This window comes from Paenibacillus marchantiophytorum (assembly GCF_014640555.1).
GTDB classification, from domain to species: Bacteria; Bacillota; Bacilli; order Paenibacillales; family NBRC-103111; genus Paenibacillus_E; species Paenibacillus_E marchantiophytorum.
This window is the reverse complement of sequence record NZ_BMHE01000040.1, coordinates 1-18,099: the sequence shown is the minus strand read 5'-3', so window position 1 is coordinate 18,099 and position 18,099 is coordinate 1. Positions and strand designations below refer to the sequence as shown.

Annotated in this window: 13 protein-coding genes and 1 pseudogene; 9 read left to right on the top strand and 5 right to left on the bottom strand. The window is 46.3% G+C overall.

The genetic code is table 11. The annotated features are described in order from the left end of the window. The 3 genes from glgD (at nucleotide 1) to cls (ending at nucleotide 4,325) form a co-directional block, all read left to right on the top strand. A complete protein-coding gene (glgD, locus tag IEY34_RS27005) occupies nucleotides 1–1,110 on the top strand; it encodes a glucose-1-phosphate adenylyltransferase subunit GlgD (RefSeq protein ID WP_189017721.1) in 1,110 nt (369 codons plus the stop codon). Between the two features lie 151 nt (nucleotides 1,111–1,261). Then, nucleotides 1,262–2,707 (top strand): glycogen synthase GlgA, encoded by a 1,446-nt coding sequence (gene glgA / locus IEY34_RS27000; RefSeq protein ID WP_189017718.1) that lies wholly within the window; start codon nucleotides 1,262–1,264, stop codon nucleotides 2,705–2,707. A 163-nt stretch (nucleotides 2,708–2,870) separates the two neighbouring features. Beyond that, nucleotides 2,871–4,325, top strand: coding sequence for a cardiolipin synthase (gene cls, locus IEY34_RS26995; RefSeq protein WP_189017716.1), 1,455 nt, complete (start codon nucleotides 2,871–2,873; stop codon nucleotides 4,323–4,325). A gap of 104 nt (nucleotides 4,326–4,429) precedes the next feature. Here the strand turns inward: cls and IEY34_RS26990 are convergent, their stop codons facing one another. Next, nucleotides 4,430–4,855, bottom strand: coding sequence for a VOC family protein (locus tag IEY34_RS26990; RefSeq protein WP_189017713.1), 426 nt, complete (start codon nucleotides 4,853–4,855; stop codon nucleotides 4,430–4,432). A gap of 103 nt (nucleotides 4,856–4,958) precedes the next feature. Between IEY34_RS26990 and IEY34_RS26985 the strand changes: the two genes are divergently transcribed. The 3 genes from IEY34_RS26985 to IEY34_RS26975 all read left to right on the top strand — a co-directional run bounded on the left by IEY34_RS26985 (nucleotide 4,959) and on the right by IEY34_RS26975 (nucleotide 6,135). Then, the gene (locus tag IEY34_RS26985; protein WP_189017710.1) at nucleotides 4,959–5,219 is read left to right on the top strand and encodes a hypothetical protein; all 261 of its coding nucleotides are present in this window, start codon (nucleotides 4,959–4,961) and stop codon (nucleotides 5,217–5,219) included. Nucleotides 5,220–5,299: 80 nt separating this feature from the next. Continuing rightward, nucleotides 5,300–5,428, top strand: coding sequence for a zinc-binding dehydrogenase (locus IEY34_RS37935; RefSeq protein WP_189017707.1), 129 nt, complete (start codon nucleotides 5,300–5,302; stop codon nucleotides 5,426–5,428). Nucleotides 5,429–5,457: 29 nt separating this feature from the next. Continuing rightward, a complete protein-coding gene (locus tag IEY34_RS26975) occupies nucleotides 5,458–6,135 on the top strand; it encodes a DUF7002 family protein (protein WP_189017704.1) in 678 nt (225 codons plus the stop codon). Nucleotides 6,136–6,826: 691 nt separating this feature from the next. Here the strand turns inward: IEY34_RS26975 and IEY34_RS37930 are convergent. Further along, nucleotides 6,827–7,056, bottom strand: a pseudogene (locus IEY34_RS37930) (winged helix-turn-helix transcriptional regulator). 332 nt (nucleotides 7,057–7,388) lie between these two features. Here IEY34_RS37930 and IEY34_RS26965 point away from each other — a divergent pair. From IEY34_RS26965 to IEY34_RS26955, 3 genes are read left to right on the top strand one after another with little or no spacing between them, the layout of a single operon-like run. Next, nucleotides 7,389–8,363 carry an ABC transporter substrate-binding protein gene (locus IEY34_RS26965; protein ID WP_189017701.1) on the top strand — a complete coding sequence of 325 codons (975 nt, stop codon included), beginning with the start codon at nucleotides 7,389–7,391 and terminating at the stop codon, nucleotides 8,361–8,363. Nucleotides 8,364–8,371: 8 nt separating this feature from the next. Then, nucleotides 8,372–10,030 carry an AraC family transcriptional regulator gene (locus IEY34_RS26960; RefSeq protein ID WP_189017698.1) on the top strand — a complete coding sequence of 553 codons (1,659 nt, stop codon included), beginning with the start codon at nucleotides 8,372–8,374 and terminating at the stop codon, nucleotides 10,028–10,030. Between the two features lie 39 nt (nucleotides 10,031–10,069). Further along, nucleotides 10,070–13,228, top strand: a complete 3,159-nt coding sequence (locus IEY34_RS26955) for a hybrid sensor histidine kinase/response regulator (RefSeq protein WP_229757864.1) — start codon at nucleotides 10,070–10,072, stop codon at nucleotides 13,226–13,228. A gap of 218 nt (nucleotides 13,229–13,446) precedes the next feature. On the opposite strand, the gene IEY34_RS26950 is transcribed toward IEY34_RS26955, so the two are convergent. Genes IEY34_RS26950 through IEY34_RS26940 form a run of 3 tightly spaced genes read right to left on the bottom strand, consistent with a single transcriptional unit; the run spans nucleotide 13,447 to nucleotide 17,449 of the window. Further along, the gene (locus IEY34_RS26950; RefSeq protein WP_189017695.1) at nucleotides 13,447–15,219 is read right to left on the bottom strand and encodes an ABC transporter ATP-binding protein; all 1,773 of its coding nucleotides are present in this window, start codon (nucleotides 15,217–15,219) and stop codon (nucleotides 13,447–13,449) included. After that, entirely contained in the window at nucleotides 15,212–16,969 is a 1,758-nt protein-coding gene (locus IEY34_RS26945; protein ID WP_189017692.1) for an ABC transporter ATP-binding protein, read from the bottom strand. The genes IEY34_RS26950 and IEY34_RS26945 overlap by 8 nt, the downstream gene beginning before the upstream one ends. 33 nt (nucleotides 16,970–17,002) lie before the next feature. Continuing rightward, nucleotides 17,003–17,449, bottom strand: coding sequence for a MarR family winged helix-turn-helix transcriptional regulator (locus IEY34_RS26940; protein ID WP_189017689.1), 447 nt, complete (start codon nucleotides 17,447–17,449; stop codon nucleotides 17,003–17,005). Nucleotides 17,450–18,099: the final 650 nt, after the last annotated feature.

Below are 18,099 nucleotides of genomic sequence, written 5' to 3'. Positions count from 1 at the left end.
ATGAAACAAGTGATGGGTGTCATTAATTTGGTGAATGAACCGGATGATTTGGAGGAACTGACTTATTTCCGCTGCCCGGCTTCAGTGCCTTTCGGCGGTCGCTATCGGCTAATCGATTTTACACTTTCGAATATGGTGAATTCAGGCATTGATAATGTGGCGGTATTCACTCAGCACAAATATCGTTCCTTAATGGATCACTTGGGATCGGGCAAAGAATGGGACTTGGACAGAAAGCGCGGCGGATTGTTCGTGCTGCCCTCCGTGATGGATGAGCCAACGGGCATATCCCGCGGTGATTTGTACCAATTCTACTCCCATCGCGACTATTTCTATCGCGGCAAAGAAGAACTGGTCATTATTTCGCGCAGCCATATGGTTTGCAATCTCGATCTGCGAGATGTTGTACGCTACCACGAAGATTCACAAGCCGATATTACGGTTATATATAAACAGACGGATGAAGAGATTCAAGGCAAGTTTCGTCGCCTGGCTGTGAAGGACAATGGGCAAATAACCTTGATGGAAGATCACACGGGACGACTGCGGACGAACAATATTTCGATGGAAATGTACGTGATGAGCAAAGCGCTGCTTCTCGATATGGTGGAATCCTGTCTAGCGCAAGGATACGATCATCTGGTTCGAGATGGGATCATGAAAAACATTGATAAGCTTAGCGTATTTGGCTACAAATTTGAAGGTCATGTCGGGATCGTGAATTCGATTCAAGGCTACTATAAGCACAGCATGCAGCTTCTGAACCCTGCGATTTGGCGCGAGTTGTTCTTCCAGAAAAATTTGATCTATACCAAAGTCAAAGATGAGCCGCCGGCCAAGTACTCGGATTCGGCAGCGGCCAAAAATACGCTAATCGCCAACGGCTGCATCATCGAAGGTAAAGTCGAGAACAGCATCTTGTTCCGTGGTGTGAAAATCCGCAAGGGCGCCTATGTGAAGAACAGCATCATTCTTCAGAACTGTGAGATTGAGGAGAATGTCATTATCGAGAATGCGATTCTGGATAAGGATGTTTTCATCAGCCGCGGCCGCGTGTTAACAGGCGATAATAAAGCCCCGTTCATCGCAGCGAAAACGAAAGTGATCTAAAATTTACGATTTGAAAAGATAGCTTTCAAACAGCTAAGGGGCTTGAGCGATGCGCAGGTGGCGCGTTGGTCAAGCCTCGCCACTGACCAATTAACTGAATAGCTTCGTTATCCGGGTGGCTTTTCAAATATCCATTGGAGGAGTGGGAAGATTGAACATATTGTTTGCTGCATCAGAAGCTGTGCCGTTTATTAAGACCGGAGGTTTGGCCGATGTCATTGGGTCCTTGCCTAAGGAACTGACGCAACAGGGGATGGATGTCAGAGTCATTCTGCCTAAGTATGGCGACATCCCAGCCAAATATCGGGAAGCGATGACCAACGTCGTTAGGTTTGATATCTATGTGGGTTGGCGCAAGCAATATATCGGCATTGATGTGCTTGAGCATGACGGCGTCACGTTTTACTTCTTGGACAATGAATTTTATTACAAACGGCCTGGCATTTATGGATACGGGGATGAAGCGGAACGTTTCGGATTTTTCTGCCGTGGTGTGATCGAGGCCTTGCCGCTGCTGGATTTCCAGCCGGATGTGATTCATTGCCATGATTGGCAAACCGGCATGATTCCCGTTTTGCTGAAAGCCCATTATCAGCACTTGTCATTTTTTAGCCAGATCAAAACGATTATGACCGTACATAACTTGAAATATCAAGGTGTGTTCGATCAGTCGCTCTTGAAAGATTTATTCGGTTTGTCTGACGATCATTTCTCGGGAACAGCGCTTGAACTGCATGGTGGGGCCAGTTTCCTCAAAGGCGGGCTGCTGTATTCAGACCGCTTGACTACGGTGAGCCAGACGTATGCGGAGGAAATCCAAACACCTTATTATGGGGAGTATTTGGACAGCTTGCTGCGTCACCGCCATGATCAACTGACAGGTATCGTGAACGGAATCGATTATGATATTTTCGACCCGATGACAGATCCTCATCTGGTTATGAATTACCGGGATTCCTTACCTAAGAAGCAGATGAATAAATTAGCCCTTCAGGAGCGCTTGGGCTTGCCAGTGAGTGGCGAAGTTCCGATGATCGCTTTAGTGACGCGGCTCGTGCAGCAGAAAGGATTGGATCTCATCCAGCATGTTCTTTCCGAGATCTTAGCGCTGGACATTCAACTAGTTGTTCTGGGCACCGGAGAAGCGGGTTATGAGCAAATGTTCCGTGACGCAGCCCAGAAGCATCCGGGCAAGGTGTCAGCCCTGATCAATTTCGATGAAGCTTTGGCGCATCAAATCTATGCGGCCTCGGATATGTTCCTGATGCCGTCTCAATTCGAGCCGTGCGGGATAGGTCAGTTAATTGCTTTGAGGTATCGCTCTGTACCTGTCGTGAGAGAGACTGGCGGACTCAAAGATACCGTACAGCCGTTTAATGAGTTCACGGGCGAGGGAACGGGCTTCTCATTCAGCCATTACAATGCGCACGATATGCTGCATACGATACGCCGCGCTGTCTTTTTCTATAAGAATGACCGGGATTCTTGGTTGAAAATTCAGCAAAATATGAAAAAAGGCGATTTCAGCTGGAAAAAATCGGCCCAACAATATATCTCGCTGTATCGCGATGTGGTGAAATTCCGACGAAGTCATTAAAGTGGGCGGAGTCTTCTATTTAAGGAAACTGTGCCTGATTAAAAAAATAGCATAAAGCTGCTGAAACCCCTTATTCACCTTCCTGTGTGTAAGGGGTTTTTCGTATTTGTCCTATTTGAGGTATAATGGTCGTATTCGGACAATCTAGATGTGGAGTTGAGTTATGGACTGGATATCACACGCACTTACTTTCTTATTCGTTATTAATATTATTTTGGCCGTAACCGTCGTTTTCCTGGAACGCCGCAATGTAGCTGCAACATGGTCATGGTTAATGGTGCTGCTGTTCATTCCGATTCTCGGATTCATTCTCTATGTGGTTTTTGGACAAAACTTAAGCCGTAGAAAGCTGTATAAGTGGAACCGCCTCATGTTGGAAAGAGTGCAGACCGTCATCTCGGAGCAGCGAGAACAGCTGATGGATGGGACTCTGCCGTATATTGACCCCATGGTAAGCGAATATCGAGATTTGATTTATTTGAATGTAGCCACGAATGATGCCTTCTTGACGCAAGATAACGGCGTGCATATTTTCACGGATGGTGTAGCTAAATTCAGTGATTTGCTTATGAAAATTGAGGCTGCTGAATCCCATATTCACATGCAATATTACATCGTTAAGAATGATTCGTTGGGTCAAAAGATTATGCAGGCGCTGACCAAGAAAGCGGAGCAGGGCGTCTCGGTCAAATTTCTGTACGATGATATTGGTTCGAGATCGCTAAAAGATGCCTTTTTTCGTGATTTCTTGAAAGCTGGCGGGCAGAAGGCTGCTTTTTTCCCATCACGTATTCCTTATTTGAACTACCGAGTGAATTATCGGAATCATCGAAAACTTGTCATTATTGACGGTCAGATCGGATATATGGGCGGTTTTAATATCGGGAATGAATATCTGGGGCTGGATCCGAAATTTGGCTATTGGAGAGATACGCATCTGCGTCTAACGGGCAGTGTGGTGCGAGCCTTGCAGTCTAGATTTATCCTGGATTGGAATTTGGCTTCTTCGACCATGATTGAAGTGGAATCTCATTATTTCCCTGAACCCAAAATTTCCGAAGAGACGTCCAATGTTCCCATGCAAATCGTCGCGAGCGGGCCGAACGAAGCTTGGCCTCATTTTGTTTATACGTTTCTGAAAATGATTCATATGGCGAAGAGCCGAATTCTTCTCCAAACGCCTTATTTCATACCGGAAGAGAGTATGCTCAATGCGCTTAGGATCGCCGCACTGTCTGGCATCGATGTGCGAATTATGATTCCAGAAAAGGCCGACCATCTGTTTGTGCATTGGGCTTCGTTATATTACGTAGGTGAGCTGCTCCGTGCAGGAGTGAAATGCTATCTATACGATCAAGGTTTTTTGCATGCCAAAACGATTATTGTTGATGGCAAAGTAGCTTCGGTTGGGACAGCTAATTTTGATATTCGCAGTCTGAGGCTGAACTTCGAAACGAATGCTCTGATGTATCATGCAGAGACAGCCAAAAAGCTGGAGAACACGTTCTGGAAGGACATGGAGGGATGCATGGAGTTGACGCTTGAGGAATATGACAAGCGTTCTCTGCGTATACGTTTTCTGGAATCTGTTTCGAAATTGATATCGCCTATTTTGTAGCGTGAGGGATGTTGGGGAGTGACGCGCTTCCCCAAGTTTGCGACTGTGATTAAAAAAACGAGCCTCTAGAATCGCTTCTAGGGCTCGTTTTAATTTAAGCATGCTTAGTAAGTTTCGCCGCTATCGAGGTTGAATTGCCATTGGATGCCGAATTTATCTTCCAGGTTTCCGTAGCACTTGCTCCAAGAGGTTTCTTGCAACTCCATACGTATGTTGCCGCCTTCTTTCAGCTTGTGAAAGGCAGATTGGACTTCAACTAAATTTGGGCTTACGAGCGAAAGACTGATATTGTTGCCAACAATATAAGGCATGCCTGGGAATGTATCCGAAAACATCAGTGTGCTGCCGCTGATCGAAAGTCGCGCATGCATGACCAAATTTTTGGCTTCCTCGGGTATCGGGTAATCAGGATTCTGCGGCCCGTCCCCAAAGGAGATAATGTGGGGTTTTTCTAAACCGAACACCTCTGCATAAAACTCAACAACTTCACGACAATTTCCGTTAAAATTTAAATAGGCATCTAAAGACATTCAATTCACTCCTCCGCTTGTTGGGTAGTCGTTTTACCTTATAAATTGTAACATTTTATAGTTCTAAATCCAATTATTGAAGCATACGAGTTTGGCCCTGTGGATGCAGTCCTCATTACTCATCATCATGGCGACCACTTTGATCCCGAAGCGACCGCGTTCGAAGCAGCCGCTATATCTGGAGGAGCCACTGCAGCTTGGCGAGCAATCTTTGAGGATGGAAATGTACAGGCAAGGAGAGCGTGTGCTCATTCATAGCGACGCAGGAGGCGTAGGGCAGTTAGCGATCCAAATCGCCAAATGGCGTGGTACCTATGTAATAGGAACAGCCCGATCAGGCAATATTGAATTTGTACGATCTTAGGGCGCTGATGAAGTATTCGATTATAGTACGGCACGATTTGAAGAAAAGGCAGATGAGATGAATCTCGTTTTGGACACGGTTTGATTGACGAGGGGGTTGTACAGACAACGATAGGGCCAGCATTTACGCTGCGCGAAGTGCGTCAAGCCCATGAACGCAGTGAAACGGGACATGGAAGAGGAAGAATCGTCCTTCATATCGAAGAATAACAACGAAAAAGACTAGTAGGAGTGAAACCGTGTCAAGCACGATCATATCGGCAATTACGAAAGCTAACAGCAGGAAATCGCTATTTCACTTCACGAGAACGACCAATTTGCCAGCTATTGCTCATTTGGATAAGTTATTGTCCAGTTATGCTTTATATCCTGAGTTTGCAGGGGAACGGAGAACAACGGCAAAGCAAGTCCGCTATCAAAATTATCAAGTGACAGTCAATGCCCATTTAAGGATTTCCGAAGCGATGATAGATCCTGCCAGCACATTGGAACAATTCCGTGCATGTTTAGATCAACATGTCTTCTTCTGGCCTACGGCTAAGGATTGCCGGAAAATGGTGGAGACGTATGCCAGAAGAGAACCTGAGCAAGGCTTTGCGGTCCTCGAATTTGATGCTTCTTCGTTGTTAACCGCATACTTCGCAAGAGTTATGCTGTCCAAGTATGATTCCGGAAGCTCGCCGCGATTTCCAAAAAGCTGCACATATAGGAAAAGTCCAGCGATGTTTCTGCCGCTTGGCCAATTCCAAACGATAGACAATAACTTAGTTCCAACCAAGCCTTCTGATATCAAAGAAGTATTAATTAAAGATCATGTCAACGACGTGTCCCACTATATGCGTACCCTTTATTTGGATGATACGAGGGATGTACCCTCACATTGGGTCGCTCAGACAATGCCCTTGGCAAGTTTGTAAAAAAAAGCATAACATCGCACCTTTAAGGTAAAGGTCGTGTTGTGCTTTTTTTAACATAGAATTTATATGTTTTTAAGTGAACGCAGAGTTGCTCCAGCTGCCTCGCGCGGAGAGGGAGGGAACTACAGTACGCTATTTTAGCAAAAAGTGGCATTATTGTTAGGGTGAGGGAACTAGAGTACACTATTTTGCTTTTTCAAGGGAAATTCAGCGCTTTTCGTGGAAATAAGACCCTGTAGTTCCGCTATGACCCTCGCATCCCTGCTATTTGCCGAAATAGCGTCCCACAGTTCCCTCAATAGGTTTTGCCACTAATTAAAGGGGCGGCAAAACCGTTTTTCTTAAGCATATGTTTTTGGGTTTGGGGTGAGCGAAGCTTGCCCCTTTTTGGCGTCCCTCGCAGCCTCCTTTGCTACGCGGTTTCGGTCTCAAAGGGCATCTAATGAACTGTACGATGCTTATAGACGAGAAAATGGCTACTTAGGAGATTTAATGAACTGAGTTGGCGCTACTGAGCAGATTTTAGGGGGAAAAGGTGGTCGTTTGCTAGAAATAGCACATCTGGAATTCGTTAGATTTTCAGAATGAGCGATTTTGGCCGAATAAAGGCTATTGAGTTCATAAGGAGGGCTTGGGGTTTGCCTCAAGGTGGATTGACTTCGTGACCTAGACGCAGCTAGGTTCTTCTTGTTTATTCATTTTCATTGTGAACATTCTGATCGTAAGTCGATCTCGCTGCTTCAACTTGGGAATAATGCATCGTTGTCCATTCCTTCAACTGTCTCAAAGGCTGAAGCAACGATTCGCCTAATGGTGTTAGGCAGTAATCAACAATCGGCGGAGCGTCTGTGTTAGCATTTTCATGGAAATTCTATCAATTCGTCTATTCATATCACCATAACGGATGGGGCCATCTTCCATCGCATAGATGACTAAGGCCGTCCATTTATTCGAGATGATCTCAAGCACTTTGCTGTATCCGCAAATCGATAGCGAGATATCGGAATGTATGTCTATACCCTCCAGAGAAGGAGCGATTTCGATGAAGCGCTAGAAGCTTTGCATTACTTGGATAAAGGTTCTTTTTTCAGGAATATTTGTATCCAGTTTTGAGGGACGAAAGCAGGATTCTTGCACGATTGTGCTGTGATTGCAAGAAAAGTCAGCATTATTAAGTATTCACAAAAAGAGTTGTTTCCTATATACTCCTAATATCGATAATGATTATCAGTATCATCTAAGGGGAAATAGAAATGAAACGATCAAGCAAATGGGTAGGTCTAACCACCGTGTGTATGTTAACAACGGTCATTCTTGCTGGCTGTGGAGCCGGAAACGATACCAAACAAGGGGGAACAGCTACTGCTTCCGCGCAGCCAACTGCGCAAGCGACTGCGGCTGTTACACCGAAAGAACGTACACTGAAGGATGCAATGGGGCATGAAGTGAAAATTCCAGCGCAGCCGAAAAATGTTATTGCACCATTCTTGGAAGATTCATTAACAGCGATTGGCGTGAAACCAGCAGCGCAATGGTCGGCAGCGGGTGAACCGCAGCAATATTTGCAAAATGTTTTGAAAGGTGTACCCATTCTGGACATGACAGGTGGATTGAAACCGGAGCAAGCTTTGAGCCATAATCCCGATTTAATTATACTAGTTTCTCCCAACTATATGAAAAATGGTACCTACGAGGAGTTTTCCAAAGTGGCTCCTACTTATGTGTTATCCAATGATGAGAATGATTGGCGCGGTAGTTTGACGAAGCTTGGTGAAGTGCTTGGCAAAACGAGCGAAGCGGAACAAGCGCTTAAGAAATACGATCAACAATTAAGTGAATCGAAGGATAAAATCCGTGCAGTTGTAGGTGATAAATCAGCCGTACTCTTCCAATCAGCCAATGAAAAAGGCTTCAAGTTGTTCGGGGCTAATTTCTACAGCGGCAAATTGCTGTATCAAGGTATTGGCTTCAAGCAGCCGAAATTGCTCAAAGGGGATTATGAGACGTATTCCTTGGAAGCGTTGGCTCAACTGGACGATGTGGACTATATCTTCGTGCTGTCCGGTAAAGGACGAGCGAAGCCACCTGTGGACAACCCGCTATGGCAGCAACTGCCTGCGGTAAAACAAGGGCATGCGTATGAGGTGGATTCCGGTCACTGGTTCAATCAAAACGCGATTGCGAACAAATTGGTTATCGATGATGTTCTCAAGGCGCTGGTGAAGTAATTCGGACTATGATACAGGAACAATCCATCGCCCACACAGACTATGAGGATCAATTTTCCAAACTATGGTTCAAATTAATTTCCGTTGATCGCTTGACAGACAAGCAAATGAAATGGCCTGTGGAACGGGATTTTATCGAATCCGATTCCCTCATGTTTATCGTATCCGAAACAAGTGAAGGACGTCTCGTGGTCAATGGCCATTATTTCCCGCTGCGTCCCGGTGCTGTCTTCATTGGCAGGCCGGGTCAGTTGATTGAAGCGGGGCTGCATGCCGAAGAGCAAGGGCTGATTATCATGCGGTTTAGGGCCATTGAGATGGCGCAATCGTCACACAAGCAGTCAACGAAACTGCTGCACATAAATCCTTTTCCGGGGGAGGGCGAAGCTATTCTTTTGAATGCTTCTGTCGTTCTCCCTTTGTGTCGATTGATTTGGATGAATTGGCACAATGGCAGCTTGGCGGATCGATTTAGCAGTGAAGCGGGGTTCTATGAATTCATGGGACTTGTGCTGAAAAATGAGGAACACAAAACAGCTATGGCGCTTGAATATGCCAAGTGGGTTCTGGAACGTGACTTCGCAGAAGAGATCACGATTGAACAATTGACGGCGACCGCTGGGCTGAGCCGCTTTCATTTCATGCGTCTATTTAAAGAGAAATTCGGTAAAGGTGTCATCGAATATGTGACTGAACTGCGGCTGAATGAAGCGAAGCAACTGATGAGAGATCAGCCGGACCTTTCGCTCAGGGAAATTGCATATCGCATCGGATATAAGAATGAAACTTACTTTAGTAATTTGTTCAAGAAGCATATGGGCGTCGCGCCAGCCGTTTATTTGAAAAACAGGACATTGAGAATTGCTGCTTACAGTTGGGTCAATTTCGGTCAGCTGCTGGCTTTGCAAATTATACCTTATGCGGCTCCGATGGATCATTATTGGACCGATTATTATCGAAATAAATATTCGTTTGACGTCACGGTACCGTTAAGTCATCACTACGAGTTCAATCGTGAAGCGCTGCAGCAGTCAAAGCCTGACCTCATTCTGGGAATTGATGATTGGATCAAAGTGGATGAGCAGGAGAGACTGGGGCAAATAACGCCTGTGCTTTTCTTATCCTGGGATCAAACCTGGCGCGAGCATCTGCTGCATATCGCAGAAATGGTGAACAGAACGAAGGATGCTGCCAAATGGCTGAAGCAATATGATGAAAAAGCGGCAAGCTTGAGGGAATCCCTGAAGTTAACTATCCAAGATGATAAGGTACTGTTGGTCGTGGTCTACTATGAGCGCTTGATCATTTGGGGACGCCGCGCTGGCACTGTCTTGTATGATGATCTCGAACTTGCCTATGGGCATCAGTTAGATCAGATAGAATGGACCAAGGACATTGAAGCTTGCGAATTGGTAGACTACGAAGCAGACCGCCTCATTGTGAATGTGTCAAGGGATGCTATCTCTCAGTCCACCTGGAAGCGTATTTCCAAATTGCCAGCGTGGAGCGGATTACAAGCAGTGAAGAATAATCAAGTGCATCTCACTACAGGCTTTACGGGTCTAGAATCACCTTGGAACGAGCATACGGCTTTCAATCATGAGCGTTTTTTGCAGCAGATAGCTGCTGTTTGTCAAACTCCAAAAAAGAGTCTGTCCGAAAAGTGACTAATGTTGATACCGGGACAGAGTCATTCGTTGGTAATAATGAAAAAGGGGCTAAGCGGCTTGTTCTGCTTAGCTTCTTTCTTTTTGGTGTCATCTAAAGGAATATTTGCAGTTATTGTCGAAATACAAACGATTATGCAAATTAAACGAAAATTATTACTAAACACTGGTATTTTCCTGTTCTTGCTGATCGCAGTTCGTATCGTCTGGATTTTTGTGTTTATGCCACCGCAACAGCCTGATGCAATCCGAGGTCAACTGGATTTGCGGGGGATGGACTTGACGCAGACACATGCACTTAAGTTGGATGGAGAATGGGAGTTCTATCCGAATGCACTGATCAAAGAGGCAAAGCGGGATACTGACACATCCGGTATCGATGATGCGTTCATTCAGGTACCTGGAGACTGGAAGAAATCACTGTCTGTGGAAGGTCGATCATCTAATGGATTTGGAACGTATCATCTTCGCGTCCTCGTGGATCCTCGGGAAGGTCAAACTTATGGCATGCGATTGTTGAATATTCCATCAGCTTTTACCTTGTATGTGAACGGGAAACTGCTGGCACAATCAGGGCAGCCTGGCCAAAACGATACGGACTATATTGCTCGAAATGTACCTTACTCTGCTGCTTTTATGGAAGATGGAGCCCAAATCGATATCATCATTCAAGCTTCGAATTTTGAAACTGCACATGTTGGCGGTATCCATTCTTCAATTACTTTCGGCACCCAGCAGGCTGTAAGTTATGAGACACGGTTGGCTATCATCTTGCAGTTGATGGTTTGTACGACCTTTTTGCTCCATGCCGTGTATGCTTTCATTTTGTATTTAATGGGAGTGCGTCAACGGGTATTGTTGTTTTTCGCTGGAGCTATTATTTTCTCAGCCCTATGGGTATTAGTATCTGACGATATGTTGTTGCTGGTCTGGCTGCCGCTTCATTATGATTGGATTGTGAAAATTCAATTACTAACGTTTTTGGGCGCTGCCGTTTTCATGCTTGAATTTACGAAAAGGCTGTTAACCGAATACTTGCATGTGACCCTATTTCGCTGGTATTCCATCATTGGAGCCATAGTTGCAGTCTATACACTTCTAGCCCCGGTTCAATATGTCCAACCAGCATTTGGTGGAATTATAGGCTTTGTGTTACTCTCCTATTTTATTGTCCCCATCATTACACTGCGAACGGCGATGAAGAGCGATACCGATGCGGTTGCTTTAGTACTCGGTGCGACGGCGCTCGCGAACAATATTATATGGGGAATCGTCAAAGATGCTGGATGGGTGGACATATTTTATTATCCTGTTGATTTGGTTGTGTCTTTTTTGGCATTCGTGTCTTACTGGTTTAAAAGGTATATATATACGTATGCCCAAACGGATAAATTGTCCAAAGAGCTGCAAAGAGCTGATAAACAGAAAGATGATTTCTTGGCGAACACTTCGCATGAATTGCGCAATCCGCTTCACGGTATGCTGAATATGACGCAGATTGTCCTAGACAGTGATAAACATTCACTGAGCGAGAACAATGTCAAAAATCTGGAATTGATTCTTACCGTAGGTCGGCGTATGTCGTTTATGCTGAATGATCTGATCGATTTAACGCTTCTCAAAGAAGACAATGTGCGGTTGCATGTGAAAAGTCTACAGGTGCAAACAGTTGTTTCCGGTGTAATTGACATGCTGCGTTATATGTTGGAAGGCAAACCGATTCAATTGAACAATACCCTGGCTGACAATTTTCCGCCTGTTATGGCTGATGAGGACCGGCTTATCCAAATTTTGTTTAATCTTCTGCATAATGCGATCAAATTTACGAATGATGGCGACATTACCATATCTGGATATGTCCAGGATATGAAGGCTTACATCAGCATGGAGGATACCGGCATTGGGATGGACGAGGAAACGAGGCAGCGGATATTTGAGCCTTACGAGCAGGGTGATTCCAGTCTAACGGCTTCTCCAGGTGGCGGCATTGGACTTGGGCTGAGTATTTGTAGACAACTGGTTGAACTGCATGATGGAACTCTTGAAGCCGTTTCATTCCTTGGTCAGGGTTCAAAGTTTACATTCACGCTGCCGCTTGCTAGCCTGTCTGTTCAGACGAAGGCGGAATTTAAATCGCCGGTTTATGCTGAAACTGCCGCCGCAAGCGCAGCAGTTAGTCCGGTGTTTGAATCTGTGGCTACGGTTCGCAAAGAAAAACCTGCCCTATTGGTGGTAGATGATGACACGCTGAATTTAAAAATACTAGGACATATCCTCGATTCTGAATCGTTCGAAATAGCTGCAGTAACTAGCGGCAAGGAAGCCTTGGCGCAATTGGAAACTAGAGATTGGGATTTAGTGATTACTGATATCATGATGCCTCATATGTCAGGTTATGAATTAACGCGAATAATTCGGGAACGTTTCTCAATTTCGGAGCTGCCGATTCTGCTGCTTACAGCTCGTAATAGACCGGAAGATATTGCTGCTGGCTTCCAGTCAGGGGCAAATGATTACGTGACGAAACCAGCGGACGCAACGGAACTGAAGACGCGAGTGAATGCGCTCATTAATTTGAATCGTTCTGTGAACGCAAGGCTGCTCATGGAAGCTGCCTGGCTGCAAGCGCAGATTAAGCCGCATTTCTTGTTTAATTCGTTGAATTCCATTGCTGCACTTAGTGAGATCGATCTGTCCAAAATGCACCTTCTTCTGAACGAATTCAGTAATTATTTGAGGTCGAGCTTTGATTTTAAAAATTCTGATCGGCTCGTATTGATTGATCGTGAGCTTGAATTCGTTCGCTCTTATTTATACATTGAAAAGCAGCGATTCGAACACAGACTAGAGGTTGTTTGGGAAATCGATGCAGATCTAAATCTTGAAATCCCGCCCTTGTCGATCCAACCCTTGGTGGAAAATGCCGTCAGGCATGGCATCATGAGCCGATCTAAAGGCGGCAAGATCACTATTGGGATTAAAAACCAACAAGATCGTGCAGAGATTACTGTTGCTGATAACGGGAGTGGCATGGATGAAGAAACGGTGCAACGCATCTTCGAACGACAGCTGGATGGCAGACAGGGCATTGGGCTTCTTAATGTCGATCGACGCTTGAAACAAATGTATGGGCAAGGGCTGCGAATTCATAGTCAACCTGGTCTGGGAACGGTCGTTTCCTTTCTTGTCTTGAAGTAACTTTCCCCTTACGTGTCCCGATTGCCAAAGAAAGCATCTTCGAAAGTATGCAAAGTTGTTGAATCGCAGGAATAGCAGATATTTGAATTGCGAAAGAGGGTTGCCCTGCGGCAGCCCTCTTATGCTTGTAACCCATACTTATGCCACTTCGAGCACAACCATGGAAATCCCAGATGGCCCGTTTTGTCATGCTTGTTGCAGAAGAAGTCCCTGTAAGTTTAGCTTGTCTTCTGGTTGAATTGATTGACATATAAGTCGTAGTAATGCCCTCGCTGAGCCAATAGTTCATCATGGGTGCCGCGCTCTACAATTTCCCCGCCGCGGATGACCAGAATCGCACTAGCTTCGCGTATTGTGCTGAGGCGGTGGGCGATGACGAAGCTCGTTCGTCCTTTCATTAGCAGGCTCATCGCCTGTTGGATGTGCAGTTCTGTGCGCGTATCGACGGCGCTTGTCGCTTCGTCGAGAACCAGTATCGCGGGATCGGCGAGAATCGCCCGCGCGATCGTTAACAGCTGCCGCTGGCCTTGACTAAGGTTACCGCCATCAGCGGTCAACTTCGTGTCATAGCCGTTAGGCAGCCTGCCGATGAACCCGTCCGCGTTGGCTAGTTTCGCGGCGGCCTCGACTTCTTTGTCCGTCGCGTCGAGCCGGCCGAAACGGATATTTTCTCGGACGGTATCCGAGAACAGGTAGACATCCTGCAGCACAATGCCCAGACGGCTGCGGAGGCTGTCTTTGTTGAGGTCGCGAATGTCGCGGCCATCGATCGTAATGCTTCCCGTGTTGATGTCATAGAAGCGCGTCAATAAATTGATGATCGTCGTTTTGCCGGCGCCAGTCGGCCCGACTAGAGCGATCAAATCGCCTGGTTGAGCTGTGAAGGAAATCTCCTTCAGTATGGGCACTTCATCGGTGTAGCGAAACGAAACGTTCTGAAAAATGACTTCACCTTTCACATCGCTTAACAATGCCGCACCAGAATCTGCTTCATATTCCGTTGGGTTATCCATGACTTCAAATACGCGTTCCGCCCCGGCAACGCCGGCTTGAATCATATTATACTGATTCGCCAAATCATTGATCGGACGGCTGAATTGTTTGGAATAGTTCAAAAAGCTGATAATAACGCCGACCATCGTCCAGCCTTGCAGAACCATCCAACCACCGACCGCAGCCAAGAGGATGAAGCTGAAATGATTGATCATATTCATGCTTGGCCCCATCATGCCGGAAAGCTGCTGCGCACCTGTACCAGCAACGCGCAACTGCTCATTAATCGTGTGGAGCTGTTCAACCGAAGCGGCTTCGCGGCGGAATGTTTTGACCACCTTTTGCCCGGAAATGGTTTCCTCGATTAAGCCGTTGAGCTGACCAAGCCGCTGCTGCTGCTCTTTGAACAGTCGCTGTGTGCGTTTCGTAATTTGCCTAGTAGTGAATAGGACGATTGGGACAGTAATCAGGGATATCAGAGTTAGCCAGATGTTCAAAGCAAGCATCATCACGAAAGAACCTGCGATGGTAATGATACTGGTAATGATTTGCGTGACATTCTGACTGAGAGTTGTCGAGACGTTATCTACGTCATTGGTTGTACGGCTCATTAGCTCCCCATGGGAGGTCTGATCAAAGTAGCTTACTGGAAGTTGGTGCAAATGTTGAAAAAGATCCTGTCGCATCTCCCAAACCGTTCGTTGAGATACGCCAGCCATGATATAAGATTGAACCCATGAAGCGGCTCCAATCATCAAATAACTGCCAAGCAGCAGGAAGCAAAGACGAACTAGTCCGTCTGCATTTCTCGGGAGTATGTAATCGTCGATGGCTACGCCGATTAGATACGGACCGAGCAGAGCGAGGCCGCTGCCAAGAATCGTGAGAACAGCAACGGTGACTAATCCAGCACGTTGATGCCGGAGATATCCCCACATACGGAGAAGGGTAGCGCCTGTATGCTTGGCGCGCGGTTTACGCGCAGGTTTATTAGCCATGAAGGGCGGTCTCCTTTCTCTGTTGGGAACGATAAATATCTTGGTAGATCGGGCTTGATGCCAGGAGCTCGTCATGTGTGCCTTGGGCTGCAATGCGTCCTTCATCAAAAATAAGAATTTGATCAGCGTGCATGACCGACGAGATGCGCTGAGCGATAATGATTCTTGTGCTGCCATTCATTAAATGCTCGAGCGATCGCTGAATGCGCCTTTCAGTACCCAGGTCAATAGCGCTGGTACTGTCATCAAGCACTAGAAGTGGAGAACGCATCAACAAAGCTCGTGCGATAGCGATACGTTGTTTTTGCCCTCCGGAGAGATTGACGCCGCGTTGTCCGAGCATTGCCTCATAACCTTCAGGCAGCTTGCGAATAAATTCATCGGCTTCTGCTGCTTGTGCGGCTGTTTCAACTTCCTCCTCAGATGCGTTCGGCTTCCCGAATCGAATGTTGTCCCGAATCGTCCCACTAAACAAAATCGACTGTTGAAGCACGATGCCAATATGACTGCGCAACTGCTCAACGGGCATATCATGCACATCCATGCCATTTAGGAGAATCCGCCCCTTAGTTGTGTCATAGAGTCGAGGAATTAAACTGACGAGTGTTGATTTCCCAGAACCCGTCGCTCCCAAAATACCAATGGTTTGACCAGGCAATGCTTTAAATGAGATGTCTTGAAGGACGAATTGGTCCGGCACAGCCTCGTAAGCGAAAGACACATGTTCAAATTCCAGTTCACAGCCTAGCGAAGCAGACGCCGAGATCTGGTTAAGTTTATTTCGTTCATGAACAGGTTCATTCATCTCCGGTGCTGTTTCTAGTACTTCACAGATCCGCTCTGCCGAGACTTGAGCACGTGAAATGACCATAATCGTATTGCTGATCGAGACCAAAGAAAATAAAACTTGCGTGATATAGATGATGAATGCGGCCAAGTCACCTATGGCCATCTCCCCATGCCACGTCTGACCGGCACCGAACCAGATTACAGCGACAATGCTGATATTCAAAATTAATGTCATTAAAGGACCGCTTGTGGCGAGCGCTCTAGCTGAACCAAGACTGGATTCCAACAAGGCAGTGTTTGCTTTGGAGAAACGGCTTCGCTCGAAGGCTGCCCGAACGAAAGCTTTGATGACACGAATACCTGTCGTACTTTCCTGCATCACTGTGTTCACTTTGTCCAGGCGCTGCTGCATCTTGCGAAACAGAGGTGTAGAACGCCTCATCAGCACAAACAGAATGACGAATTGAACAGGAACAACAAGGAGCAGAATCGATGACAGCTTGGGAGAAATGACGATACACATTAGGATACTGCCAATAAGTAAAGAGAATTCCCTCGTAAATTGACGGAGCAGCATTTGCAGTAAATTGAGCATTTGCATCACATCGCCAGTTAGGCGGGTTATTAATGATCCTGTCGAGAACGTATCCAGTTGGCGGAAGGAGAACGTTTGGATTTTCTGGAAAATGCTTAGCCGGAGATCGGAGCCGAAGTTTTGCGCCGCTTTGACTGTGAAATATGTACAGCCGACTCCACCTACAAGTCCAACAAGGGCGACGACAAGCATCTGAAGACCTGTCGACCATATGAATGCCAAATTTCCTTGGCTAACTCCTTGATTCACGATTGCTGCCATCAGTCGAGGCTGCGTCAGATCCATGCAGACTTCCATAATCATCAAAAGTGGAGCCATCAGGGTGATCAGCCAGTAAGGTTTAACAAATGATTTTAGTTTCCACATCGAAAGAGTTCCTTTCTTTTGTTTGTCGGCTAACTAATTTTGCGGATCTTTGAGGCGCAGATTATCCTGCATTTGAAGCAGAAGTCGGCGAAATAGCAGCAGCTCTTCAGGCAGAAAATGGGCAAACGTTTGCTCATCCGTGGCTTGAATGGCTTCTTTGACATGTACGGTTACTTCACGTCCCTTATCGGTCAAGTAAACGCGTGTGACACGCTGATCATGCGGATCTGGTCGACGTTCTACTAACCCTGTCTTCTCCATTCGATCCACCATAACCGTTAGGGTAGCGGGTTTGTTGTGAATACGTGCAGCGAGCTCGCTTTGGCTTAGGCCGTCTTCAACGGATAAACTTAGCAGAAGAGGAGGCTGCCCTGGATATACATCATAGGAATGAATAATTTGATCAATGGTTCGGCGGTGCATTTTCAGCAAATGGGACATCATGTGTGTTAAGGGTTCATTTTGAGGTTGTTGGGACATGATAGGCAACTCCTTTTTTAGTTAGTCGGCTAAATAATATATTAGAGTGCTTGTTGAGTGCTGTCAATACAAGATTTAAGTGTGGTGTATCAATGGAAATCATGCATTGTTTTTGTGGAATCTGATTGGATAAATGGTAATGGAAATGATGAGGAAGAGAAGAGCGTTGTAAAAATATAATTTTCAGAAAAGGCTAGCGTACAAGCAATGGGAACGGAATTTTCATTTACTAGTAATAGAGTTACTTTAAGCAGGTATGGAGTGATATCCAAGAAGAGAATAGGAGCTATTCAGATTAGATGAGGGGGGCTAGTCATTGTGAGCTTTTCAAAATATAGTAGGTTATCGTGCGGCTGCTCTACTAGTCATTGTTCTTGTTCAGGGGGTTTAAGTTGTGATGGTATAACGAAAAAAACAGGGGTGACTGGGCCAACAGGGCCAATGGGTGCGACAGGGGCGACTGGGGCGACGGGTGAAACGGGAGTTACGGGAGTGACGGGAGTAACGGGAGTGACGGGTGCGACGGGTGCGACGGGAGCTACGGGAGTAACGGGAGCAACTGGAGCGACGGGTGCCACGGGAGCGACGGGAGCTACGGGAGTAGCGGGAGTGACGGGGGCGACGGGAGTAGCGGGTGAGACGGGGGCTAC